The sequence below is a fragment of the Mucilaginibacter aquariorum genome (assembly GCF_024498135.1).
Classification (GTDB): Bacteria; Bacteroidota; Bacteroidia; order Sphingobacteriales; family Sphingobacteriaceae; genus Mucilaginibacter; species Mucilaginibacter aquariorum.
In genome coordinates this window covers 16,167-39,821 of record NZ_JANHOH010000008.1, presented here as the reverse complement: position 1 = coordinate 39,821, position 23,655 = coordinate 16,167, and the positions used below count along the sequence as shown (strand labels likewise).

Genomic DNA, 23,655 nt, shown 5'->3' with positions numbered 1-23,655 from the left:
ACTGCTAATATGAAAAGGGATGGCCGAAAGGTTCATCCCTTTTTTTGGTATTACTGCATAATTACTAAGTTTAATTTAATTAGCTTTAGTTCTATGGCATCAGCACCTTTTTCAGCTAAGATGAAACATATTCATCTCTTTTGCATATCAATAGTAATTGGTGTTTCTTGCAATTCGGCGCCTGATCTTAAAAATTATGGTGTAATATCAAGTGAAATTAATGAGATTCCCACAATTGACACGAGTAATAATATAGTTCGACCAATAACGCTTATAGCACGGCTATATCATCTTACTAATAAGTCTACTAATCATCATATAGATTTTGTTTGCAAAGCATACCTGAAAGGCGATGGTGACGTAATATTAGAAAAAACAGAGAAACATGTTGTTGCACCACAAGAAACGATCAACTTAGACGTTGATAGCAGCTCCAATTCCCGGGTACTCAAATTTGAGATAGTTGAAGCTCATACAGTTAATGAGTGATTTCTTATAAACTTAAAGCTGCTGAGATATCTCTGTTTAATGTATCTGCAATAACCGCATCCGTCAGTCTGAGCCTGTGTAGACGTGTACGCTTGGCTATGGTTCGACAGGCTCACCATGACATCTTCCCTATTTCTTCGTCTTCCTACAGTTTCAAAATAATTATTTTGCAGATAAATAAACACTTTATATATTTGCGTAATTGATTACGTAATTAATATCGCGCTATGGAGTTTTATAATAAGGTTGGCAAGATGGCATTGGGCAGCAGGCTGCGCAGGCTAAGTGAAAAATTAACCGATGAGGCTGCCGAGGTATATAGAGTATATGATATCAACATGAACCCGAAATGGTTCCCGGTGTTTTATGCGTTGGCCGAGGGTGAGGATAAATCAATTATGCAAATTGCACAGGAGATAAGCCATTCGCACCCATCAGTAAGTACTATAGCAAAAGAAATGGTGAAGCATGGCGTTGCGCAGGAAGTGGCCAACAAAGCCGATGCTCGCAAAAACTACATCGGGTTAACAGATAAGGGCCGCGAAATAAACCAACGCATCCAGGTACAATATGCTGATGTAAACTCGGCCGTTGAAAATGCGCTGAACGAAACCCAATACAATATCTGGAAAGCGATTGAAGAATGGGAGTTTTTACTGGAGCAGAAAAGCCTGCTCAATCGTGTAAAGGATGAAAAGAAAATCCGCGAAAGCAAGGATGTACAGGTAGTAGATTACAAACCAGAATATCAACCGGCCTTTAAACAACTCAATGAAGAGTGGATAACCCAATACTTTAAGATGGAAGCAACAGATTATAAATCTCTTGACCATCCGGATGAGTATATACTTAGTAAAGGCGGGCATATCCTCATCGCTTTATATAATAATGAACCTGTTGGTGCCTGCGCGCTTATCAAAATGGATAATGATATGTACGAGCTGGCCAAAATGGCGGTGTCGCCAAAGACAAAGGGCAAAGGCATCGGTTTTATATTAGGGAATGCAAGCATTGCTAAAGCAAAAGAGTTAGGCGCTAAAAAGATCTATCTGGAAAGCAATACCATATTAAAGCCGGCTATAAACCTGTACCATAAACTTGGCTTTAAAAAAGTTACCGGGATGCCATCGCCATACGAGCGCTGCAATATTCAAATGATATTGGAGCTGTAGGAGATCTGTCAGTCTGTGTTATCAAATCCCGTGGCTTTGAAGGTGCAATGGCAGATCTTTGCGGGGTAGTGCAGCGTGACCGACTATATTATAGCGCATGTTTCCTTGCGCCAGGTTTGGATTTAATGGTGACGTTATTTTGTCAGTAGCTTATTTTTAAATAAGCTTATTATCAGTCGTTTATGTGTTATAAGTGGTGTTCACGGCCGTGAACGTGAACACTTCTCATGCCATTTACTAATAATTACCATGGCGAGCTTGTCGAAGACCTGAATACTTTGCTAATGGTACCACAAGCTCCCCATGACATATCTTATACTAATCTCATTAATAAACTATTTATACCCAGTGCTTCTCTGTGAGAATCTCCTTTTTCTCTGTGGTTAACAAATAACCGTATTGTCAAATTAAAGGGAATGAGTAGCTTAGCCATTCCCTTTTTTTATTTTTGTGTTATAACATGAAAATATTACTCTCCTATTTATCAAAGCACCGCTGGGTGGTTGTTCTGGCGCTGTTCTTAGCAGGTATGAACATTGGGTTCTCTTTGCTTGACCCATATATCACCGGCCGTATTGTAGATAACTTTATCGAAAAATATAAAGTACTAAGCCATGACGAATACCTTTACGGCGTGCTTAAGCTTGTAGGCATGGCTATTGGTGTTGCCATGGTATCGCGTATAGCCAAAAACTTTCAGGATTATTTTACTAATATCATTACCCAAAAAGTTGGCGCCGAAATGTATGCCGACGGGTTGAAGCACTCTCTTGAACTTCCCTACCAGGTATTTGAAGATCAGCGTAGTGGCGAAACTTTAGGCATATTGCAAAAGGTGCGTTTAGATTGCGAGAAGTTTATCACGTCGTTCATCAGCATACTATTTGTGAGTTTGATTGGTATGGTGTTCGTTATTGTGTACTCGGCAACTGTAAGCTACCAGGTAACGTTGGTTTATTTTGCGGCTATCCCTGTTATTACATTCGTAAGTATGGCCATGAGCCGTAAGATAAAACGCATCCAAAAAAATATTGTATCAGAAACTACAGCGCTTGCCGGCTCAACTACCGAATCGTTAAGAAACATCGAACTGATAAAAAGCCTCGGCTTAGCCAAACAGGAAATAAAACGCCTAAACACTACTACCTACAAGATCCTCGATTTAGAATTGAAGAAGGTAAAATATGTGCGCAGCATGAGTTTTGTACAGGGCACAACGGTCAATTTTGTACGTAGTGTAATGGTTGTAGTTTTATTACTGCTAATATTTAAAGAAACCATTTCGCCGGGCCAATACTTTAGCTTTTTATTTTATTCCTTTTTCCTGTTTAATCCATTACAGGAACTTGGTAACGTTATATTAAGCTGGCGCGAAGCCGAGGTTTCTTTAGGTAACTTCAAAAAAATACTGAGTATCCCAATTGATGCCAAGCCTGATAAACCCGTATTATTAGAGAAAGTAGACACCCTTACTTTTAGCGATGTTAGTTTTAAACACTTAACAGCAAACCGCAACGCGCTTAATCACATTAGCTTTAAAACTAACAGCGGTGAAACTATCGCTTTTGTTGGGCCATCGGGCTCAGGTAAAACTACTTTGGTGAAATTATTGGTTGGTTTGTACCAGCCTTTAGAAGGCGATATCCTTTACAACAATATTTTAAGTAAAGACATTGACCTTGACCAGCTCCGCGAGAAAATTGGCTTTGTAACGCAGGATACGCAGTTATTTTCGGGTACCATTCGCGAGAATCTGCTGTTTGTTAACCCAACCGCGACTGACGAGGAATGTATGAACGTACTACAGCGCGCGGCTTGCCAAACCTTGCTTGCCCGTGCCGATAATGGTTTAGATACTGTAATTGGCGAAGGTGGTGTAAAAGTATCTGGTGGTGAAAAACAACGTCTTTCTATAGCGCGTGCTTTATTACGTAAACCGGATATTCTTGTATTTGACGAAGCAACGTCGTCACTGGATTCTATAACCGAAGAAGAAATAACCGATACTATCCGTGATGTATCTGTATTAAATGATCATATCACCATCCTTATAGCTCACAGGTTATCAACCATTATGCATGCTGATTGTATCTATGTGCTGGAGAAAGGCCATATTATAGAATCGGGCAAGCACTTCGACCTGATAGATCAGAAAGGCCTATACTATGCCATGTGGAGGCAACAAATTGGCGAGAAACATACGGTGGATGCGTAAGTAAACGCCAGCCCACCCCGCTCGTAAATCCGCCCTGTCATTTCGAACGAGCGTAGCGAGGAGAAATCTTGTTCGTCATGCAAAGTCGCCGCCTGTTATTCTAAACAAGATTTCTCACTATCGTTCGAAATGACAGATATTAAAAACAAGAAAGCCCAGCTGAATCAGCAGGGCTTTCTTGTTTACTTAGCTTGTGGGATGCTGAAACAAGTTCAGCATGACTTGTATTATTATTTTACCAGCGTACCAATAGGCTCGCCATTTGCAATTTTCATGAAGTTACCTTCTTTGTTCATATCAAAAACGATGATAGGTAATTTGTTTTCCTGGCAAAGGGTAATGGCGGTCATGTCCATTACATTTAGGCCTTTGTCGTAAACCTCCTGGAAGCTGATTTCGTCATAACGGGTTGCTGTGGGGTCTTTCTCGGGGTCGGCAGTATAGATACCATCTACACGGGTTCCTTTCAGTACAACGTCCGCTTTTATCTCTATGGCACGTAATGATGCTGCGGTATCTGTTGTAAAATATGGGTTACCGGTACCGGCGCCAAATATCACAATTTTACCAACTTCTAAATGATGCATAGCACGGCGACGGATATAAGGCTCGCAGATCTGCTCCATTTTAATTGCCGACTGCAGACGGGTTTCTACGCCGATACTTTCCAGCGCGTTTTGCAGTGCCATACAGTTAATAACTGTTGCCAGCATACCCATATAATCGGCCTGTGCACGTTCCATTCCACTTTTTTCGGCACTAAGTCCTCTAAATATATTACCGCCACCAACAACAATGGCTATTTCTATGCCTTGTTCTTTCACGCTTTTTATATCGTGAGCGTATTGTAATACCTGGTTGTTATCAATGCCATACTGGCGTTCGCCCATCAGGGATTCGCCGCTAAGCTTTAGTAGAACTCTTTTATATTTCATTTATAAGGAAGATTTATCAAAAATAGATAATAAATAGTATTGTTAAAATTTTATGTAGTAGGCGTTAAATAATTCCCCCGCAATATAGTTGCAATGGTTTCATATTTGTCGTTAAATACGATCAGATCGGCGTCGTAGCCGGCGTCAACCCTACCTCTTGTTTTTTTAGAAGCCAGTTGTGCAGGGTATAACGATGCCATATTAACAGCCTCGGCCAGATCTATACCTACATATTCAACGCAATTCTGCACGGCTTTCAGCATAGTTAAACTAGAGCCGGATAATGTGCCATCGGGCATTACATATTTATTGCCAACCAACTGGTGCTGGTAAGTACCCTCTGTTGCTGCGGTAACCGCATCAGTGATTAGGTATAACTTATCGCCCAATTCGCGCTTAGCCAAACGGATCATCGCCCAATCCACATGGTTGCCATCGGCCACAATGCTGGCATATGGTTTTTCCTCAAATATAGCGGGGATATAACCCGGTTCGCGGTGATGCATTTGCGGCATGGCATTAAACAAATGCGTTACCGCCGGTATAGGTTTATTTAAAAAACCTTTCCCCTGTTCATAACTCGCGTTGCTATGGCCCGATGAGATGATGATGCCCTGCGCATGCAGATAGTCTATCACTTCCTGGTCCTGCAGTTCGGGCGCTATGGTTATCATCGCAATAACACCGTCAGCCTGCTCTACCCAACCTTTAACTTCGGCCAGGGTTGCTTTCTTTATATATTTTTCGGGATGCGCGCCTCTTTTGGCTGGGTTTAAATATGGCCCTTCCAGGTGGATACCCCAAAAGTTACCCCTGGCTTTTGAGCGGTACTCTTTAGCAGCTATTATACCCGCTTCAACTATGTCATTTGTATTGGTACCTATGGTAGCAAAGAAACCTATTGTTCCCTGATTTAGCAGGTCGTCTTCCATGCGTTGCAGCGCAGCAACTTCGGGTTTACCGGCAAACAGTTTACCTCCGCTGCCATAGATCTGCAGATCTATAAATCCCGGTGCAAGATAGGCGCCATTAAGGTCTTTCTTTTCAGCATCCGCAGGGAAAGCTGTATCATCAATAATAGCTTTGATTTTGCTGCCATCAATTAAAACGGCTTTGCCTTTGGCGATGCTGCCGTCCGATATTAGCTGAAGATTATGAAGTGCTTTTATCATAGTGTCCAAATATGATTGTTAACCCATCGTATGAACAGAGCATTGACTGCTTTGTTCAAGCAAAAAAGACGTGAAGATTACGCCTCTGCAAACCCTTCTAAACAAAAGGGCAAAAAAAATCCCCCTCGTTAATACGAGGGGGATAATATAATTAAGCTCCTAAAGCAACTCGCTTAAACGCGGTAACGGTTAGGCCTTTATCAACCGTATCTAAGAACTGTGCAACAGTTTTAGAAGAGTCTTTAACAAACTCCTGGTTTAATAAAGTAGAATCTTTGTAGAATTTGTTAAGCTTACCAGCAGCGATCTTTTCAACCATTTCTTCTGGTTTACCTTCAGCACGAATCTGCTCTTTAGCAATTTCGGTTTCGCGCTCAATAGTAGTAGCGTCAACACCGTCTTTATCAATTGCTACAGGGTTCATAGCAGCAATTTGCATTGCAACATCTTTACCTGCTTCATCAGCACCGGCAACAGCTTTGCTTAAACCAACCAATACACCTAAACGGTAGTTACCGTGTATGTAAGCAACAACTTTATCGCCTTCAATAACTTCGTATTTAGATACACCAATTTTTTCGCCGATCTTACCTGTTTTGTCGATGATAGCATCACCAATTTTAACACGTGAGTTTTCGATGTCGATCTCAAGGTTGTAAAGTTCTTCGATAGTAGCAGGCTTGTTTTCAACCGCTATGTTTGCAATAGCGTTACCAAAAGCAACAAACTCGGCATTTTTAGCTACGAAATCTGTTTCGCAGTTAAGCTCGATAACAACACCACGTTTAAAATCTTCAGAAGTACGTGCTATAACAACACCTTCGTTTGATTCGCGATCCTGGCGGCTGGCGGCAACTTTAGCGCCTTTTTTTCTTAAAAAATCAATGGCAGCTTCAAAATCGCCATTGGTTTCTGTTAAAGCTTTCTTGCAATCCATCATGCCCGCACCTGTTTGCTGGCGCAGTTTGTTTACATCTGATGCAGATATTTGTACTGTAGACATGTTTTTTAGTTTTAAAAAGTTGTAGATGTTACAAGGGTTGCAAAAGTTACAAGGCTCATGCCTATAACTTCTACAACCCTTACAACCTAATATTATTCTTCTGTTGAATCAGCAGCAGGGGCTTCAGTTTCAGCAGCCTCAGCTGTTACTTCTGCAGTCCTTTTTCTTTTGCCACCTTCAGAGCGGTCAGCTACTTCTGGTGCATCAGCTTTTGCTTTAGCAGCAGCAGCTTCTTTCTCAGTTTCGTCTTCTTTCTCGCGTTTACGCTCATCTAAACCTTCTTCAATAGCTTTGATGATAATGCCGGTGATCAATGAAATTGATTTGGTAGCATCGTCATTCGCCGGAATAGGGAAATCGATGTTTGAAGGATCAGAGTTTGTATCAACCATTGCAAATGTTGGTATGTTAAGCTTTAAAGCTTCAGATACCGCGATGTGCTCTTTCTTAACGTCGATAAGGAACAATGCAGCAGGTAAACGGTTAAGATCCGCGATACCACCTAACAATGTTTCTAATTTGATACGCTCACGCTGTATCATCAAACGCTCTTTTTTAGAAAGGTTGCTGTAAGTACCGTCTTTAGTCAATTTATCGATGTTAGACATCTTTTTGATTGACTTACGTACGGTAGCAAAGTTGGTTAACATACCACCTAACCAACGCTCGGTGATATAAGGCATGTTTACGCCTTTTGCATATTCAGCTACGATATCTTTCGCTTGTTTCTTTGTAGCTACGAATAATACTTTACGACCTGATTTTACAATTTGTTTTATTGCTGCAGCAGCTTCTTCAACCTTTGATAAGGTTTTGTTTAAATCTATAATGTGGATACCATTACGCTCCATGAAAATGTACTGTGACATTTTCGGATCCCATTTACGGGTAAGGTGACCAAAGTGTACACCTGCATCCAGTAAATCCTGATATGTTGTTCTTGCCATTGTTTGTGTCCTCCTTAAATTATCGTTTACTGAATTGGAATTTCTTACGTGCTTTCTTACGTCCTGGTTTCTTACGCTCAACCATACGGTCATCACGTGTCATTAAACCTTTAGCGCGTAATGCTGGTTTCTTTTCCGGATCCAGTTCAACAATAGCTTTCGCAATAGCTAAACGTACGGCTTCTGCCTGTCCTTTTACACCACCACCAGCTACATTTACTTTAACATCAAATTTACCGGCAGAGCCAGAAACTTCTGTTGATTGCATAACAATGTACTGTAATGGTAGAGTTGGGAAATACTCTTTGTAATCTTTACCGTTAACGGTAATAACACCTGTGCCATCGTTCAAATAGATACGGGCAACAGCTGTTTTTCTTCTGCCTGAAGTGTTAGTTGTTGGCATTTTCTTTTCTCCTTTGAATTAAAATTAAATGGTTGTTGGATTTTGAGCGGCATGAGGATGCTCTGCACCTGCGTAAACATGCAGGTTACCATAGATAGCACGACCTAAACGATTTTTAGGTAACATACCACGTACAGCTTTTTCAATCACACGCTCAGGATGCTTTGCCATTAACTCTTTCGGAGAAATGAAACGCTGACCACCTGGATAACCAGTATAAGAAACATACTGCTTTTCGCTGAATTTGTTTCCGGTCAGTTTAACCTTGTCTGCATTGATAACAATTACATTATCTCCGCAGTCTACGTGTGGGGTGAACCCTGGCTTGTGTTTACCTCTGATCATCATCGCGATCTTAGTACACAAGCGCCCCAAAATCTCATTGTTTGCATCAACAACAACCCATTCTTTATTAACGGTTTTCTTGTTGGCTGAGACAGTTTTGTAACTTAACGTATTCACTTGCTTTAAATTAAATTTATTAAACGTATACTTTACCCCGTAATTACGGGACTGCAAAGATACGCCTATTTGTCTAATTTACAAATGGTTTTTGCGATTAGTTAATTACAGTTATCAGCGTGATTAAGAGAGCGGTTGCAAAGTGAATTATTCTTTGCAACTAACGCATCGAAGGAAATGTCTTTAACTAAAATATTTCACTACCCCATCGGCACAATTAACGCCATCAATTGCGGCCGAGATTATACCGCCTGCATAGCCCGCGCCTTCCCCGCATGGAAACAACCCTGCAACCTGCGGGTGCTGAAAAGTTTCGCGGTCACGGGGAATTTTTATGGGAGATGATGTGCGCGACTCTACCCCTACCAGTATCGCCTCGTTAGTATAATAGCCCTTCATTTTGCGGCCGAATGCCGGCAACGCCTTACGCAGACGGCTATGGATCCAATCGGGCAGTACTTCTTTCAGGTCGACACTTTTACAGCCGGGCAGGTAAGAGTTTTCGGGCAGATCAATAGATCCACGGCCTTCCACAAAATCAACCATGCGCTGAGCCGGGGCTACGAGGTTACCGCCGCCCGCTTTAAAAGCCAGGTGCTCTACCTGCTGCTGAAAGTTCAGCATCCGGAAGGGGTCGTTCATATCACCCTTTACATCATCCATATTTATTTGCACCACCGTACCCGAGTTGGCAAAAGGATTGTTTCGTTTTGATGGGCTCCAGCCGTTCACCACTATCTCGTCCTGCGCGGTTGCACACGGAGCTATGATACCACCGGGGCACATGCAAAAGGAGAACACGCCACGGTCTTCAACCTGCTCAACAAGGTTATAGTATGACGGTGGCAGATCGGGGCCGCGGTACTCGCAGTGGTACTGGGCACGGTCAATAATCTCCTGCGGATGTTCAATGCGTACACCCAGGGCAAAAGGTTTGGCCTCTATTAATATATCCTGGCTGTGCAGCATCCTGAAAACATCATGCGCCGAGTGGCCGGTTGCCAGTATTACCGCATCGGCCAAAAGTTTTTCGCCATTTACCAGTTGTACCCCTTTTATTTTACCAAACTCAACCAGTAAAGCGGCAACTTTGGTATCAAACAAAACTTCGCCACCGGCCTCCATAATACTTTCGCGCATGGCGGTTATTATTTGCGGTAGCTTGTTGGTGCCAATATGCGGGCGGGCGTCTACCAAAATATCTTCGGTTGCGCCATGGGCTACAAAGGTTTTTAACACGCCATTAACGTCGCCACGTTTGGTACTACGGGTGTAAAGCTTACCATCAGAGTAGGTTCCTGCCCCACCCTCGCCAAAGCAATAATTGGATTCCGGATTTACCAGGCCTTGTTTATTAATATTAGCCAGATCGCGGCGGCGTTGTTTAACATCCTTGCCACGTTCCAGTATAACAGGTTTAAGCCCCTGCCCGATACATTGCAAAGCGGCAAAGATCCCCGCAGGGCCGGCACCTACTATAATAACCCGTTTGGCATCCTTTACATTTTTATATTCGGGATGGTAGATCTCGGTTTGTACGGGTTCGTCTATAAACACCCGCACCTGCATCCTATAAAGCACCTTACGGCCACGCGCGTCGATAGAACGTTTCAGTATTTTGATTCCGTTAATTCTTTGTTGTGGGATATTTATGGCGGCGGATGCCAGTGCGATTAAAACCGCTTCATCTTCCTGTTGCCCCGGGGGGCAAACAATTTCTACTTCTTTTGTCATGTTACAATGCCGGGTTTTTATCCCGGATGGGGCAAAGATACTATTTTCAGTTAGCAGTATTTAGTTGGTAGGTTGCATTCTTATTTTAACCACAGGAGGTCTATCACATTCCTAAACCCACCTTTAATCCTTCCGTACGGTAAAGAACGGTAACTGTACGATAGCGAACACTTACACAATTCGTTTTAAAATCAATTCAACTGACAATCAATAAGTTATGATTACGGCTGAGTTTTGGCACATGTCGAAATAGAATTAAATAGTAAAAAGATGATGACTACCGTTGATAACCGCTTACAAACACTCTGGGAGGGCTGTATGCGTAACGATCGCAAACAACAAGAAATGTTATATAAGATGTTAGCGCCAAAAATGCTTGCGGTTTGCATGCGTTATGCTAAAGATAAAGATGAAGCCCAAGACATATTACAGGAAGGCTTTATTAAAATGTTTAAAAACATGAACAACTACCGAGGCGAAGGAAGTCTTGAAGGCTGGATTCGCCGTATTATGGTACACAGTGCAATATCACGTTACCGTAAAGCTAAAAGCACTGTATTGGTTGATGATTTTGCTGAGCAAAACATCCCTGTAAGCAATAGTTACAATGATAATGGCTTAGAGGCCCGCGATCTGATGAACATGGTGCAGGAACTGCCATCAACTTATCGTTCTGTTTTTAACATGTACGCTATTGAAGGATTTTCTCACCAGGAAATAAGCAGCAAATTGGGTATGACCGAATTATTATCGCGTACTACATTATATCGTGCCCGCACATTGCTTAAAAACAAGCTAAATGAACTGGCTTTAAGAGAAAGCCACTGCATGGCAGGATAATTTCTGAATCAGAATTTTCTTGAATTTAAGAATTCACAGAATAGCCTTTGATTTTAAGGTTAACTAATACCAACCTAACTCCACATGATTTATTGATTACCTACTGACAAGCCCGTCAGGTTAATCAATAAATCAACCGGTGAAATCTCACCCCTCCACTGCCACAACAATCCCCTAAAACAAAAAAGTGGTCGACCGGATAACCAATCAACCACTCTCTATTCTTTAATAACCAGCTTTTACTTGTGCTTATTGCTCATGTAAAATACCATTTCGCCGCCATTCATAATATCCTGGTGGGTTATTGATAACTTGTTATATGGTTTGCCGTTAAGCATCATCTTCTGCACATAAACATTTTTTTCGCTTTGGTTTTTAACGGTGATGTTAAACGTTTTACCATTGCCAACTTGTATAACCGCGTTGTTAACAGACGGGCTGCCAAGAGAATAATCAACAGAACCCGGTGCTACAGGATAAAAACCCATCGAGCTGAATATGTACCAGGCGCTCATTTGGCCAGTATCATCATTCCCACCTAAACCATCTGGCGTTGGTTTGTACATACGTGGTAATATCATACGGATGCGTTCCTGTGTTTTCCATGGCTTATCTGTCCAGTTGTATAGATATGCTACGTGATGTGATGGCTCGTTACCATGCACATAGTTACCAATTATACCATCGCGGGTAATATCTTCTGTTTCGGCAAAGTATTTATCGGGCAGGTTCATCGTAAACAACGAATCAAGGTAACCTACAAAACGTTTATTGCCGCCCATCAGTTTTATTAAACCGGATGGGTCTTGCGGAGCAAATAAAGTATAATTCCAGGCATTACCTTCAATAAAACCCTCGTTAATTGTGCTTAAAGGGTCAAACTTAACGCGGAATGTACCGTCTGCCAGTCGCGGCCTCATAAAGCCCGATTTAGCATCATATACATTTTTATAATTTTCGCTGCGTTTAATAAACTCATTGTAGATATCTGTTTTACCCAGCTTTTTAGCCATTTGTGCTATAGCCCAATCGTCATAAGCATACTCTAAAGTATTAGATACCGATACGCCTGTTTTTTCGTCAGGGATGTACCCTTTATCCATATACTCGCCAATACCCTCATAACTACGATGGCGTGCTGTGGTTACACAGGCATCCAATGCTTTCTCAGCATCAAAAGGGGCATTTCCTTTAACAACGGCATCGGCAATTACGGCCACACTGTGGTAACCGCTCATACACCAGTTTTCGTTAGCCGAGTTACTCCACACCGGCAGCATCTTTTCGGGGCTTTGGTCAAAATGTACCATCATTGATTTTACCATATCGGCATTACGCTGCGGCTGTATAATATTAAACAGTGGATGCAAGGCGCGATAAGTATCCCATAACGAGAAGGTTGTATAGTTGGTAAAGCCATCTGCCTTGTGTATATTTTGGTCAAGGCCTTTGTACTGCCCGTCAACATCCATATAAATGGTTGGGTTTATCATGGTATGATACATGGCGGTGTAAAAGTCTTGTTTACGCTCGGTACTGGCATTAACGGTAATTTTCTCCAATTCGGTTTCCCAAAGTTTTTGTCCGTCGGCTTTTACTTTTTCAAAATCCCAGCCCGGTACTTCGGCTTGCATATTAGCCAGGGCGCCGTCCATGCTCACCGGCGACAGCGCAAATTTTATCTTTATCTTCTCGCCTTCTTCGGTTTTAAAATCAAAGTAAGCGCGAATCTGTTTACCAGCTATCTCGGGGAAGTTTTTTGATTGATTGAATTTACCCCAGAAACCACCGTATACTTCGCGTTTATCGTATTTCTTAAACCCATGCTGAACAAACTTTTTGTTAAAGGCCATAGCAAAGTACAAGGTACGGGTACGTGCCCAGCCATTTGTTTGGCGGTAACCTACCAGCGTACTATCGTTTAGCAGTTTCACGTAAGTCCAAACGGTTTTGTCGGGATAGTTATAGATCCCAGCCATAAGATCCAATATAATATGCGATTGATCTGACTTTGGGAAGGTGTATTGATGGAAACCAACACGTGCGCTGGTGGTCATTTCGGCAGTAATGTTTGAAGCATCCAGCTTTACTTTGTAGTAATTAGCCGCGCTTACTTCGTTAGCATGCGAAAAGGCCGAGCGGTAACCGCTGCCCGGTTTATCAGCCACGCCAGGGTTTAATTTTAACTGGCCAACAGTTGGCATAATTAAAAAATCGCCCAGGTCCGAGTGACCTGTACCGCTAAAGTGGGTGTGACTAAAACCTACAATGGTTTTATCTTCGTACTGGTAGCCGGCGCAGTATTCATAAACCTTGGGGTTGTATTTGCCGTTAAGTTCGTAACTGGCGGTATCGGTTTCCGGGCTAAGCTGCACCATACCAAACGGTACTGTTGCGCCCGGGTAGGTGTGGCCCATCCGTTGTGTGCCAATAATAGGCTTTACGTATTGAACTAAATTTTCGTGCGTGTTTTGAGCGGCAGCATGCAAGCCTGCGCAAATTAAAAGAGCGGAAAATATTTTCTTCATTTATTAAAGTAGTGATATTGCGTGATCAGTAATGCGTTAACGTTGGCAAATATAAAATCATATAGCTTGTTAGCCGTATTTAATTACATTTACACAGCCAATTATTGCCATTATGGCGTAATTGTTACGTTTTGTAACATCGGTATGGGTTTTGTAATCTAATTTGTAAATTCACATCACCATAAATAACATAAAAACACACAATGAAAAATTTATTGATCGTAATAGCTGTTGTAGTAGTATTAGCCTTAATGGGCGGTTGCAGTTACAATGGCATGGTAAAATCTGACGAGAACGTTAAAGGCAAATGGGGCCAGGTGCAAACACAGTACCAACGCCGTAGCGACCTTATACCTAACCTGGTATCAACCGTAAAAGGCGAAGCCAACTTTGAAAAAGGTACACTTACCGAAGTAACCAACGCACGCGCAAGGGCTACATCTATACAGGTTGACCCAACTAAGCTTACACCAGAGAGCATACAACAATATCAACAGGCACAAGGCCAGTTAAGCACCGCGCTTAGCAGATTGCTTGTAGCATCAGAACACTACCCTACCCTTAGGGCTAACGATGCTTTCAGGAACCTACAGGTACAATTGGAAGGTACTGAGAACCGCATCTCTGTAGCCCGTCGCGATTTTAACGAATCGGTGCAAACATATAACAGCAAGATCCGTTCGTTCCCGGCTAATATTACCGCAAAAATATTTGGCTTTGCAGAAAAAGGATACTTCCAGGGTGAGGCCGGTTCTGAGAAAGCACCGAAAGTGCAATTCTAATTAGTGAATTATTGAGTTAGCGAATTAGTGATTTAAGAATTGCTTTTCGCTAACTCATCTTTTAAATCACTAAATCTACAATTCATTAAATTACTAATTACCCAGATGGCAGTATTTACCGAAGAGGAACAGCAGCGGATACAAAAAGCCGTGGCCGACGCCGAAAAGAACACATCGGGCGAAGTGCGCGTTTGTATGGAAAAAACCTGCAGCGATGACCCGCTGGACCGTGCTGTAAAATATTTCACACAGCTGGAAATGCATAAAACTAAACTACGCAACGGCGTACTTATTTATGTGGCCACAGTTGACCGTAAGTTTGCCATAATTGGCGATGCAGGTATTAATAGCGTTGTTCCTGCTGATTTTTGGGACGCGACCAAAGAAAACATGCTGAACCATTTTAAATATGGCAACCTGGTAGAGGGTATTGTTACCGGCGTTACAGAAGCCGGCGAGCAATTGAAAAAGTATTTCCCGTACGCAGCAAACGATAAGAACGAACTTCCCGACGACATCGCCTTTATGGATGGCAATTAACAACAAATGATGTTAAAGAAAACGATATTATGGCTGGTACTGATGCTCTGCATAAGTACCGCCTTCTCGCAGGATATTCCTGAAAAATCCGGCACCCTGGTTACCGATTATACAAATACACTATCTGCATCTGATAAGATAAAACTTGAAGATAAACTGACAGCGTACAACGATTCTACTTCTACACAGGTAGCAGTGGTTATTATCCCGTCAACCGGCGATTATGATATAAATCAGTACGGTGCTGAGCTATTAAGAAAATGGGGGATTGGCAGTAAGGAGAAAAACAACGGCATTTTGGTGCTGGTTGCTATTAAAGACCGCAAAATGTCTATCCAAACGGGCTATGGTGCCGAAGGTGCTTTACCCGATATTACCACCCAGCAGATCATTCAAAATGACATGAAGCCGCATTTTAGAGCAAACGACTACTATGGCGGATTGGATGCTGCAACTGACAATATTATTAAAGCCATGAAGGGCGAGTACAAAGCCGAGGCAAAAAAAGCTAAAGGTAATAATAACGGTGGCCCTGTAGGTTTCATTGTTATTATTGTAGTGGTTATACTCATCATTATATTCCGTAAGCGTGGCGGCGGTGGTGGCGGAGGCCGTATTATTGGCAGCCGTGGCGGCGCAAGCCCATTCTGGTGGTTCCTGGCAGGCAGTATGCTTGGTGGCGGAGGCCGTAGCAGCGGCAACGACTGGGGAGGTTTCTCTGGTGGTGGCGGAGGTTTTGGCGGAGGCGGCGGTGGTGGTTTCGGCGGCTTTGGCGGCGGAAGCGGCGGCGGTGGCGGAAGTAGCGGCAGCTGGTAAAAGCTTAGATAAAGGACGGGAAGATTAAAGACAAAAGATAGTCGCACGGCCTAACTTCTAATCACAAACCACTAATCTCTAAACCCATGTTTCAGCGTGATTTTATAATGAACGAGGCGCGTAAATTCGCCCTGATGCTTGCTAAACTTTTAGGCCTGAAGGCCGAAGGTGAATACGAAGAGTATTTAAAATACTTTAATGAGGTTTTGGACGAGGAGTACAATGCCGAATTGGAAGGACTGTTAAAACTGGACGAAGAAGGTTTCAAAAAACACCTTATTGATGCAGGCTACACATCTGAGAAACTGAATGCCCTGGGCCAGATGTTTTATGTATTTGCCGAGCCCTTTAATAATGATGACAAAACCGCTGGTATACTTGACAAAGTCCTTATAATATTTAACCTGCTGGAAACGCAGCATCATTACGAATCTTTTGATAATATCACCAAAAGAAACACCATCTATAATTACTTTAAGAACACACATGACCGAACTTAACTGGAAAACCTGTTCATCCACTTATATACATAAAGGCCCCTGGGCGACCCTACGCAGCGACAAATGCGAAATGCCCGATGGCCGCATTGTTGAACAATACTATGTACTGGAATACCCCAACTGGGCAAATGCCGTAGCCTTAACCGAAGACAATAAAGTAATAATGGTACGCCAGTACAGGCATGCTGCCAACATTGTATCGCTTGAAATACCCGGCGGTGTAATTGAAGATGGCGAAGACCCGGAAGCGGGCATGCTCCGCGAGTTACTGGAAGAGACCGGGTACGAGTTTGATAATATCGAACTAATAAGCACCATTTACGCTAACCCATCTACAGCAAATAATAAAACATATTGCTACTTGGCCAAAGGCGGCAAAAAAGTACAGGAGCAGTCTCTTGACGAGCATGAGGAGCTTATAGTAGAAGAGTATACTATTGCCGAAGTAAAACAACTATTGGCTGATAATAAAATAGCCCAGGCGCTGCATTGCACCGGGCTGTTTTATGCGCTGATGAAGCTGGACGAATTATAAACCTTACTTTTTAATAATCATAAAAGCCCGGGATATTACGTCCCGGGCTTTTAAAATTATGTTCAATAACCTTCGTTTTGCTTTAAATTAGGATTGGCGTTTATTTCGCGCAATGGTATAGGGAATACCAGCTTAGGCGAACTATACGGCAATGCACCAACGTTTTGTGCTAAACGCTTTGCATCATGCAGGAAAAACCCACCTTCAAAAGCAAGTTCATGGCGCCGCTCTGCAATTATTGCTGCCAGGTCAACGGTGTTTAACGGATCAAGGCCGGCACGTTCTCTTATGGTATTAATATCACTTGCAGGCGAGGCACCTATTGATGATGATCTGCGCAGATTACCCTCGGCACGTATCAGGTACATTTCGGCAAGCCTAACCACGTGTACGTTGCCATACGGATTATCAAATTTACTTGTGCGGTTATCCTCCCCATCTAAATAATACATATTTAAACGCTCGTCGCCTGCTTCAAAGCTGTTTAAAAAAGCCTGCCTTATCACCACATCCCCACGACCGCTGTTATCAGACGAGGCATAATAAGTATTAAGGCTATTAGTTCCCTGCTGAGGGGTGACCTGTATGGCAAAAATATCTTCAGGAGTATTATCAACATGCACCTGGGCCGGATTGGGAAACTCGTCCTGATAGTTGCTGTTAAGTTCAAAAGGCCCAGTGGTAATAACATAATTAGCTTCAGTGAGGGCATTTTGGTAATCGCCTTTTTGGAGATAAAGCCTTGCCAGTATAGCTGATGCTGCAAACTTATTCGCAAAAAAAGAATTATCCTCCGGCAGTTTGGCTTTTGCATCTGTCAAATCGGCAATGGCCTGCTTGTAGGTATCTTCAACTGTGGCCCGCGCCACCTGCGATGACGCGTCTATTGCCTTTGTGGGAGTTAAAACTATTGGTACGCCCAAATTTGTAGTCGGGGTTCCATCATTATAAGCTTTCCCAAAAAGTCTTACCAGGTCAAAATATACCATACCCCTTAAAAACTTGGCTTCGCCCTCAACTCTATCTTTTTCGGCGGCATCTACTTTATCCAGGTTAGCTAATACATTATTGGTTTGATTAATTACCTGGTAGCCTGCCAGCCATAAGTCGGCTATAAAAACATTGTCGTTGGGTATGGTTTGTGATACTATCTGTGTAAGTTCCTGATAAGTACCTGTCCAGGTAATTACCGATTGCGTGGCCAAGAGGTCAGCTTCCAGAAATATGCTGCCGCTATACAGATCAGCAACGCCTGCCCTGTTGTAAGCTCCTATGAGGGTTATCTGCACATCGGTTGATGTTAGTATAGCTTGGTTTTGCTCTATCTGCTGGTGAGGCTTTAAATCTAGTTGCTTGTTACAGGCTGTTAGCAAAAGTAAAATGCTTAACGCCGCTATGTAGGTTAATTTAAAATTTTTCATTGCTATAATTTTATAATTACAATCCGATGTTAACTCCAAAGGTGATGGTACGCGGTTGCGGCGCTGAATAAAAATCAACACCGAGGTTAATATTGCTTGCCTGGTAATCCGCGTTAACTTCTGGATCCCAACCTTTATATTTAGTTATTAAAAATAGGTTGTAGGCATTCATAAATATCCGTGCCCGTTCAAGCTTTACCTTGGCCAATACGTTTTTAGGTATGCTATAGCCTAACGATACTGTTTTACACCTTAGGTAACTACCGCTGGATAAATAACGGCTTGATGCGTTGGTACCATTACCATAAAATAAGCGTGGTTCGGGTACATTAGTAATGTCACCAGGTTTATCCCAATAGCTCATCTGGTCTACAGTTTGGTTGTCAAAACCATTGCTTGCACTAGCGCTCATATACTGGCCGCCCCCGGCGAATATCTTATTACCGGCTGCGCCCTGCAGCGTAACCGACAAGTCAAAACCTGAGTAAGAGAATGTGTTAGTAAAGCCGCCGATGTACTTTGGCGTTGGGTTACCCAGTACTACGTTTTGGGCAACGTTAAAATCATTGGTTTTGCTTCTGTCAAGGTTGCCGTCGGCGTCTTTTTTATTAACGTAGTAAAGGGCGTCCCCATTTGCCGGGTCAACGCCTGCATACTCGCGACCGTAGAATACACCTATTGGCTGCCCTTCAATGACACGGTTAAGATCATTTGTACCCAATATCTGGCCATTTACAAATGTTACTATATTTTTATTGTAAGCGGCATTAATGCTTGTGGTCCATTTAAACTTCCCTACAAAAACATCGGCAGATAAAGTCAGTTCCACACCCTGGTTATATAACTTTCCAAGGTTTTGTGTTTGCGTGGAAATACCTGAAGTACCCGGTATATTTACATTAAGTAACAGGTCGCGGGTGTTTTTGCGATAGTAATCAAACTCGCCCGAGAAACGATTGTTAAATAGTCCAAATTCAACGCCCACATCTACCTGGGCAGTGGTTTCCCATTTAAGATTAGGGTTGGCTATTTGAAAATATCGCTGGCCTGCAGCGCCGTTGTACCCGGCGTCGCCGGAAAATAAACCCAAAGCTGCATAGTTAGCTATCTCGGCGTTACCGGTTAACCCATAGCTTGCCTTAAGTTTTAAGTTGCTCACCACATTTGATTGCTTAAGGAAATCTTCGTTACTCAGTATCCATCCGGCAGATGCAGCCGGGAAAAAGCCATAACGGTTGTTTGCCCCAAACCTTGATGAAGCATCTGTCCTGGCGCTTAAACTTAACAGATATTTACTTTTATATGCATAGTTAGCCTTAGCAAAATACGACACAAAGCTATACTCGTCTTGTGATGATGAACCCGCTGATATGACCGCGGCCGATGCAATTTGTTTATAAGCATCAGAAGGGAATTGCTGCCCTGTCACATCATTACCCACAAAATGGCTATACTCATAACTGGTACCTAATGTTACGTCTAAAGAATGATCTGTAGCAAAAGTGTTTTTATAATTAAAGTAGTTGTTTACCGTATAATGTATAATACTGTTATTTGTGTTCTGGCCTGATCCGTTTGGTGTGCCGGTGTCACGGAAAGTTAGCCTGCCATAATAGCTATCTTCATTCTGATTAGTTTGATCCACCCCAAACTCACTTCTAAAACTTAGGTTTTTAATAATTTGCCAGTTGGCGTATATGTTGCCAATGGTACGGTATATAGTTGTATTGTAATAAGAATTTGCAGTACTTATTAACGGGTTATAGTAAACAGGGTAATTACTAGCTTCTCCTGGCAAAGTTCCACTCAGGAGTCCTGTACGCGGGTCGATAACTGGGGTTACCGGCGATAGCGCAACAATTTGCAATGGCGTCGAGAATTGGTTATCTGATGATAAACGGTTGTTCAGGTCGCTGGTAAAATTGAGGTTCATACCCACATCAAGGTTAGTATAAACCTTGGTGTTTAAATTTATTCTTCCTGAGTATCTTTTAAAACCATTACCATTTAATATACCCTTTTGGTTAAGGTACTGGCCGCCTATATAATAAGTAGTTTTATCATTACCACCGGAAATGTTCAAATCATACTGTTGCTGTGGTGCTTTTTGGTAGGCCAAACTTTCCCAATTAGTATTAACGGCATTAAAATTTGTGTTGCCTGCCGAGTAACGTGTAAGTCTACTGGTCACAAAATCCTGCTCTTCGGCAATTGCATCATCAACAGTGGCATAGTCGGGATTATCCGGATCCTGGTTGGCAAAATCTAATTTACCGGCACCAATAGCAGCACGGCGAAGTATCTGAATATACTGATCCGAATTTAAAAACTTAAGACGCCTTGACGGTTTGCTACTACCCCATTGTGCCATAAAATTAATTTTTGATTTGCCTGCTTTACCTTTTTTAGAGGTTAGCAGCATAACACCGTTTGACGCCCTTGCGCCATATATCGCAGATGCTGCCGCATCTTTAAGTATCTCTACCGATTCGATATCATTGAAATTGATATCAGCTAGTGGGTCAGAAGCAGCAGAAATAACACCCGAGATATTGGTTTGGTTAAGTACAATACCATCCAATACTATTAAAGGTTGCGTACCTGCCGATATTGATGCTGTACCACGTACGTTTATTTTAATACCCTGGCCTAATTTACCGTTATTGGCCTGCACCAGCACACCTGCCGACTTACCCTGAATAGCTTGTTGAATAGATGTTACAGGTGTGCCTTCTATCTCTTTAGATGATATTGAAGAGATAGATCCGGTGATGTTTGAACGTTTTTGTGTACCGTATCCAACCACAACAACCTCTGTAAGCTGTTTCGGATCGCTTACAAGTGTGGCATTAATTACTGTGCCTTCAATTTGCGCCCTGGCCTCCTTATAGCCAATAAATCTAAACGTTAATGTTTTTGCATTGGCGGGTACAGATAGGCGAAAACTACCGCTTATATCTGTTTGGCCCCCAACAGTTGGCGATTCTATAACAGAGACCGTTACCCCAGGCAAAGGTGATCCGTCTTTCTGATCTGTTACCTTGCCGGTTATCACTCTTGTTTGACAAATGGCTGCGGTAACAGTAAATAACAACAGAAATAAAAGTAAAATTTTCTTCATAGTCTATGTATTTAGTGGATTTGACTATCAAGTTCGTAATTTAATTGTTACAAAACAATAAAAGGCATAATTTCTTATGCCTTTTATTGTGATTTATAGGTAGTTAACCTAAAACATCATCAGTATTTGTCCTTTTTCGACTTTATCGCCTGGTTTAATTTTAATATTTTTCACAGTTACATCCGCCGGCGATTTAATGATATTTTCCATCTTCATGGCTTCCAGCACAAACAGGTTTTCGCCCTTCTTAACTTCGGCGCCTTCTTCAACAAGTACTTTAAGCACCATGCCGGGCATAGGGGCTTTTATCTCGCTTACCTTAGCAGCCATTAAGTTGCTTAATCCCATTTTGTCAAGCAGCACATCAAACTGATCTTTGGCGGTAAGTGTATAAATATTATTGTTCACTTTTATTTCGGCAGTTTTTGCTTCACGATCAAAGCTCACTACTTCGGCATTATATGAACTGTTTTCGTTAATAACATGGTATAGCAGATCGTTCAGCTGTTTTATATCTGCATCGATAGTTTTATTATTCACCAGCAGGGTATCGCCCTTTCTGTCCACTTCAAAATCGTGCTTATTATTAACCTTTATTTTGTACATAAAATATTTTCTGAACCTGAATTTCCGAATTTAAGAAATAGCGGAATATTTACGCCTATTTGGTAAATATATATTGAATGAGATTGGCGCCCATTCTTAAGGCTTTCAGGCGTGCTTCCTGGCTATCGCCGGCATAGGTGCCATAATCCTCCCAGCCATTTCCTAAATCGCACTCATAAGTGTAGAAACACACCAGGCGCCCTTTGTATATCAGGCCGAATCCCTGCGGCCGTTTGCCGTCATGTTCGTGTATTTTGGGCAAACCTGTAGGAAAATTATATTTCTGATGATAGATGGCGTAGTTGGTTGGCAGTTCCACAAATTCCAGTTCGGGGAAAACCTTTTTCATTTGCGGCCGAATGAACTTATCAAATCCATAATTATCATCGATATGCAAAAAGCCGCCTCCGGTTAAGTACTTACGCAGGTTACGCGCTTCCTGATCGCTGAATATCACATTGCCATGCCCGGTCATAAACACAAAGGGGTAATTGAAGATCTGGTCGCTGCCTACCTCAACAACCTCTTCTTCGGGCTGGAAATTTGTTTTTAAATTTTCATTACAAAATTTGATGAGGTTAACCAGGGCGGTACGGTCGCCGTACCAGTCGCCGCCGCCATTATACTTAAGCCTGCCCATTTTGTATGACGGCGCAGTAAAGCTACTAATGCAAAACATTAGAGCAATAGCTACGGTAACAAAAAAAGATCTTCTCACATTTAGCGGTTTAAAAAATTCACCTCGAAGCAGGCCTCAAGGGCGGCCGTTTCGGTACGTAAACGGCTTTCACCTAAAGTTATGGCTTTATACCCGTTCTGCAAAGCAGTACCCACTTCGGCAGGGGTAAAGTCGCCTTCGGGGCCTATCAGTATCAAATAACGGTTTTGTTTTTTAATAGATTGTGCAAGTTCAACTTTTTCGCCATCATCACAATGTGCAATAAACTTTTGCCCATCAAAAGGTTGTTTTAAAAACTGGCTCAAATTAACTGGGGTGTTTAAAACCGGGTGATAAGCCTTTATGGATTGTTTTATGGCCGATGTTATGATCTTGTTCAGCCGCTCAGCCTTTGCTTCTTTTCGTTCAGATCGCTGGCAGATAATAAGCGAGATCTCATCAATACCAATTTCGGTGGCTTTTTCTAAAAACCACTCTACCCTATCTAAATTTTTTGTGGGTGCTATAGCAATGTGCAGGTAATGGTTGCGTTTATTAAACTCTGTGGTAACCTGGTTTATTTGCAGGATGGTGCGCTTTGGGTGCGCATCTTTTATTTCGGCTTTATACAGTCCGCCTTTCCCGTCTATTAGAGTCACCTCATCGCTTATGGCAAGGCGCAATACACGTACAGCATGTTTGCTTTCTTCCTCGCTTAAAAAGTATTGGGATAATGAAGGGTCAATGTCGGGTGTGTAAAAAAGCTGCATGGT

At 42.3% G+C, this 23,655-nt stretch carries 22 protein-coding genes; 9 read left to right on the top strand and 13 right to left on the bottom strand.

Annotated elements, in window-relative coordinates:
• Positions 1-9: 9 nt before the first annotated feature.
• The 3 genes from NPE20_RS21160 to NPE20_RS21150 all read left to right on the top strand — a co-directional run bounded on the left by NPE20_RS21160 (position 10) and on the right by NPE20_RS21150 (position 3,876).
• Positions 10-489 (top strand): hypothetical protein, encoded by a 480-nt coding sequence (locus NPE20_RS21160; RefSeq protein WP_256540699.1) that lies wholly within the window; start codon positions 10-12, stop codon positions 487-489.
• A gap of 227 nt (positions 490-716) precedes the next feature.
• Positions 717-1,661, top strand: coding sequence for a bifunctional helix-turn-helix transcriptional regulator/GNAT family N-acetyltransferase (locus NPE20_RS21155; protein WP_256540698.1), 945 nt, complete (start codon positions 717-719; stop codon positions 1,659-1,661).
• A gap of 460 nt (positions 1,662-2,121) precedes the next feature.
• Entirely contained in the window at positions 2,122-3,876 is a 1,755-nt protein-coding gene (locus tag NPE20_RS21150) for an ABC transporter ATP-binding protein (protein ID WP_256540697.1), read from the top strand.
• A gap of 230 nt (positions 3,877-4,106) precedes the next feature.
• Here NPE20_RS21150 and pyrH read toward each other — a convergent pair whose 3' ends face one another.
• The 7 genes from pyrH to NPE20_RS21115 form a co-directional block, all read right to left on the bottom strand.
• Positions 4,107-4,811, bottom strand: coding sequence for a UMP kinase (gene pyrH, locus NPE20_RS21145; protein WP_256540696.1), 705 nt, complete (start codon positions 4,809-4,811; stop codon positions 4,107-4,109).
• Positions 4,812-4,861: 50 nt separating this feature from the next.
• Complete coding sequence (gene nagA, locus NPE20_RS21140; RefSeq protein WP_256540695.1) at positions 4,862-5,983, bottom strand: N-acetylglucosamine-6-phosphate deacetylase; 1,122 nt, start codon at positions 5,981-5,983, stop codon at positions 4,862-4,864.
• Between the two features lie 151 nt (positions 5,984-6,134).
• Complete coding sequence (gene tsf / locus NPE20_RS21135) at positions 6,135-6,986, bottom strand: translation elongation factor Ts (protein ID WP_256540694.1); 852 nt, start codon at positions 6,984-6,986, stop codon at positions 6,135-6,137.
• Between the two features lie 92 nt (positions 6,987-7,078).
• On the bottom strand, positions 7,079-7,933 hold the full coding sequence (rpsB, locus tag NPE20_RS21130) for a 30S ribosomal protein S2 (protein ID WP_256540693.1): 855 nt from the start codon (positions 7,931-7,933) through the stop codon (positions 7,079-7,081).
• Positions 7,934-7,952: 19 nt separating this feature from the next.
• Complete coding sequence (rpsI, locus tag NPE20_RS21125; protein WP_067062088.1) at positions 7,953-8,339, bottom strand: 30S ribosomal protein S9; 387 nt, start codon at positions 8,337-8,339, stop codon at positions 7,953-7,955.
• A 24-nt stretch (positions 8,340-8,363) separates the two neighbouring features.
• Positions 8,364-8,801 (bottom strand): 50S ribosomal protein L13, encoded by a 438-nt coding sequence (rplM, locus tag NPE20_RS21120; protein ID WP_067062091.1) that lies wholly within the window; start codon positions 8,799-8,801, stop codon positions 8,364-8,366.
• A gap of 183 nt (positions 8,802-8,984) precedes the next feature.
• Positions 8,985-10,535 carry an NAD(P)/FAD-dependent oxidoreductase gene (locus NPE20_RS21115; RefSeq protein ID WP_256540692.1) on the bottom strand — a complete coding sequence of 517 codons (1,551 nt, stop codon included), beginning with the start codon at positions 10,533-10,535 and terminating at the stop codon, positions 8,985-8,987.
• Between the two features lie 270 nt (positions 10,536-10,805).
• On the opposite strand from NPE20_RS21115, the gene NPE20_RS21110 reads away from it, so the two are divergent.
• Positions 10,806-11,375: an RNA polymerase sigma factor gene (locus NPE20_RS21110; RefSeq protein WP_256540691.1), complete on the top strand. Its 570-nt coding sequence runs from the start codon at positions 10,806-10,808 to the stop codon at positions 11,373-11,375.
• A gap of 239 nt (positions 11,376-11,614) precedes the next feature.
• On the opposite strand, the gene NPE20_RS21105 is transcribed toward NPE20_RS21110, so the two are convergent.
• On the bottom strand, positions 11,615-13,903 hold the full coding sequence (locus NPE20_RS21105; protein WP_256540690.1) for a GH92 family glycosyl hydrolase: 2,289 nt from the start codon (positions 13,901-13,903) through the stop codon (positions 11,615-11,617).
• A gap of 203 nt (positions 13,904-14,106) precedes the next feature.
• Between NPE20_RS21105 and NPE20_RS21100 the strand changes: the two genes are divergently transcribed.
• From NPE20_RS21100 to NPE20_RS21080, 5 genes are all read left to right on the top strand, one after another.
• Positions 14,107-14,685: a LemA family protein gene (locus NPE20_RS21100; RefSeq protein ID WP_256540689.1), complete on the top strand. Its 579-nt coding sequence runs from the start codon at positions 14,107-14,109 to the stop codon at positions 14,683-14,685.
• A gap of 105 nt (positions 14,686-14,790) precedes the next feature.
• Complete coding sequence (locus NPE20_RS21095) at positions 14,791-15,225, top strand: TPM domain-containing protein (RefSeq protein ID WP_256540688.1); 435 nt, start codon at positions 14,791-14,793, stop codon at positions 15,223-15,225.
• A gap of 6 nt (positions 15,226-15,231) precedes the next feature.
• A complete protein-coding gene (locus NPE20_RS21090) occupies positions 15,232-16,041 on the top strand; it encodes a TPM domain-containing protein (protein ID WP_354003283.1) in 810 nt (269 codons plus the stop codon).
• A gap of 86 nt (positions 16,042-16,127) precedes the next feature.
• Positions 16,128-16,541 (top strand): hypothetical protein, encoded by a 414-nt coding sequence (locus NPE20_RS21085; protein WP_256540687.1) that lies wholly within the window; start codon positions 16,128-16,130, stop codon positions 16,539-16,541.
• A complete protein-coding gene (locus NPE20_RS21080) occupies positions 16,528-17,076 on the top strand; it encodes an NUDIX hydrolase (RefSeq protein WP_256540686.1) in 549 nt (182 codons plus the stop codon). Before NPE20_RS21085 ends, NPE20_RS21080 begins: the two co-directional genes overlap by 14 nt.
• 62 nt (positions 17,077-17,138) lie before the next feature.
• Here NPE20_RS21080 and NPE20_RS21075 read toward each other — a convergent pair whose 3' ends face one another.
• The 5 genes from NPE20_RS21075 to NPE20_RS21055 form a co-directional block, all read right to left on the bottom strand.
• Complete coding sequence (locus NPE20_RS21075) at positions 17,139-18,497, bottom strand: RagB/SusD family nutrient uptake outer membrane protein (protein WP_256540685.1); 1,359 nt, start codon at positions 18,495-18,497, stop codon at positions 17,139-17,141.
• A gap of 16 nt (positions 18,498-18,513) precedes the next feature.
• A complete protein-coding gene (locus tag NPE20_RS21070; RefSeq protein WP_256540684.1) occupies positions 18,514-21,618 on the bottom strand; it encodes a SusC/RagA family TonB-linked outer membrane protein in 3,105 nt (1,034 codons plus the stop codon).
• A gap of 108 nt (positions 21,619-21,726) precedes the next feature.
• Positions 21,727-22,224 (bottom strand): acyl-CoA carboxylase biotin carboxyl carrier protein subunit, encoded by a 498-nt coding sequence (locus tag NPE20_RS21065; protein WP_256540683.1) that lies wholly within the window; start codon positions 22,222-22,224, stop codon positions 21,727-21,729.
• A gap of 55 nt (positions 22,225-22,279) precedes the next feature.
• The gene (locus NPE20_RS21060; protein WP_256540836.1) at positions 22,280-22,903 is read right to left on the bottom strand and encodes a DUF4159 domain-containing protein; all 624 of its coding nucleotides are present in this window, start codon (positions 22,901-22,903) and stop codon (positions 22,280-22,282) included.
• Between the two features lie 41 nt (positions 22,904-22,944).
• Positions 22,945-23,652 carry a 16S rRNA (uracil(1498)-N(3))-methyltransferase gene (locus tag NPE20_RS21055; protein WP_256540682.1) on the bottom strand — a complete coding sequence of 236 codons (708 nt, stop codon included), beginning with the start codon at positions 23,650-23,652 and terminating at the stop codon, positions 22,945-22,947.
• Between the last annotated feature and the right edge of the window lie 3 nt (positions 23,653-23,655).

What these genes read in the sequence shown, in the direction of transcription:
- NPE20_RS21160 (WP_256540699.1), top strand. Translation starts at nt 10, where the DNA reads ATGAAAAGGGATGGCCGAAAGGTTCATCCCTTTTTTTGGTATTACTGC.
- NPE20_RS21155 (WP_256540698.1), top strand. Translation starts at nt 717, where the DNA reads ATGGAGTTTTATAATAAGGTTGGCAAGATGGCATTGGGCAGCAGGCTG.
- NPE20_RS21150 (WP_256540697.1), top strand. Translation starts at nt 2,122, where the DNA reads ATGAAAATATTACTCTCCTATTTATCAAAGCACCGCTGGGTGGTTGTT.
- pyrH (WP_256540696.1), bottom strand. Translation starts at nt 4,811, where the DNA reads ATGAAATATAAAAGAGTTCTACTAAAGCTTAGCGGCGAATCCCTGATG.
- nagA (WP_256540695.1), bottom strand. Translation starts at nt 5,983, where the DNA reads ATGATAAAAGCACTTCATAATCTTCAGCTAATATCGGACGGCAGCATC.
- tsf (WP_256540694.1), bottom strand. Translation starts at nt 6,986, where the DNA reads ATGTCTACAGTACAAATATCTGCATCAGATGTAAACAAACTGCGCCAG.
- rpsB (WP_256540693.1), bottom strand. Translation starts at nt 7,933, where the DNA reads ATGGCAAGAACAACATATCAGGATTTACTGGATGCAGGTGTACACTTT.
- rpsI (WP_067062088.1), bottom strand. Translation starts at nt 8,339, where the DNA reads ATGCCAACAACTAACACTTCAGGCAGAAGAAAAACAGCTGTTGCCCGT.
- NPE20_RS21115 (WP_256540692.1), bottom strand. Translation starts at nt 10,535, where the DNA reads ATGACAAAAGAAGTAGAAATTGTTTGCCCCCCGGGGCAACAGGAAGAT.
- NPE20_RS21110 (WP_256540691.1), top strand. Translation starts at nt 10,806, where the DNA reads ATGATGACTACCGTTGATAACCGCTTACAAACACTCTGGGAGGGCTGT.
- NPE20_RS21105 (WP_256540690.1), bottom strand. Translation starts at nt 13,903, where the DNA reads ATGAAGAAAATATTTTCCGCTCTTTTAATTTGCGCAGGCTTGCATGCT.
- NPE20_RS21100 (WP_256540689.1), top strand. Translation starts at nt 14,107, where the DNA reads ATGAAAAATTTATTGATCGTAATAGCTGTTGTAGTAGTATTAGCCTTA.
- NPE20_RS21095 (WP_256540688.1), top strand. Translation starts at nt 14,791, where the DNA reads ATGGCAGTATTTACCGAAGAGGAACAGCAGCGGATACAAAAAGCCGTG.
- NPE20_RS21090 (WP_354003283.1), top strand. Translation starts at nt 15,232, where the DNA reads ATGATGTTAAAGAAAACGATATTATGGCTGGTACTGATGCTCTGCATA.
- NPE20_RS21085 (WP_256540687.1), top strand. Translation starts at nt 16,128, where the DNA reads ATGTTTCAGCGTGATTTTATAATGAACGAGGCGCGTAAATTCGCCCTG.
- NPE20_RS21080 (WP_256540686.1), top strand. Translation starts at nt 16,528, where the DNA reads ATGACCGAACTTAACTGGAAAACCTGTTCATCCACTTATATACATAAA.
- NPE20_RS21075 (WP_256540685.1), bottom strand. Translation starts at nt 18,497, where the DNA reads ATGAAAAATTTTAAATTAACCTACATAGCGGCGTTAAGCATTTTACTT.
- NPE20_RS21070 (WP_256540684.1), bottom strand. Translation starts at nt 21,618, where the DNA reads ATGAAGAAAATTTTACTTTTATTTCTGTTGTTATTTACTGTTACCGCA.
- NPE20_RS21065 (WP_256540683.1), bottom strand. Translation starts at nt 22,224, where the DNA reads ATGTACAAAATAAAGGTTAATAATAAGCACGATTTTGAAGTGGACAGA.
- NPE20_RS21060 (WP_256540836.1), bottom strand. Translation starts at nt 22,903, where the DNA reads ATGTTTTGCATTAGTAGCTTTACTGCGCCGTCATACAAAATGGGCAGG.
- NPE20_RS21055 (WP_256540682.1), bottom strand. Translation starts at nt 23,652, where the DNA reads ATGCAGCTTTTTTACACACCCGACATTGACCCTTCATTATCCCAATAC.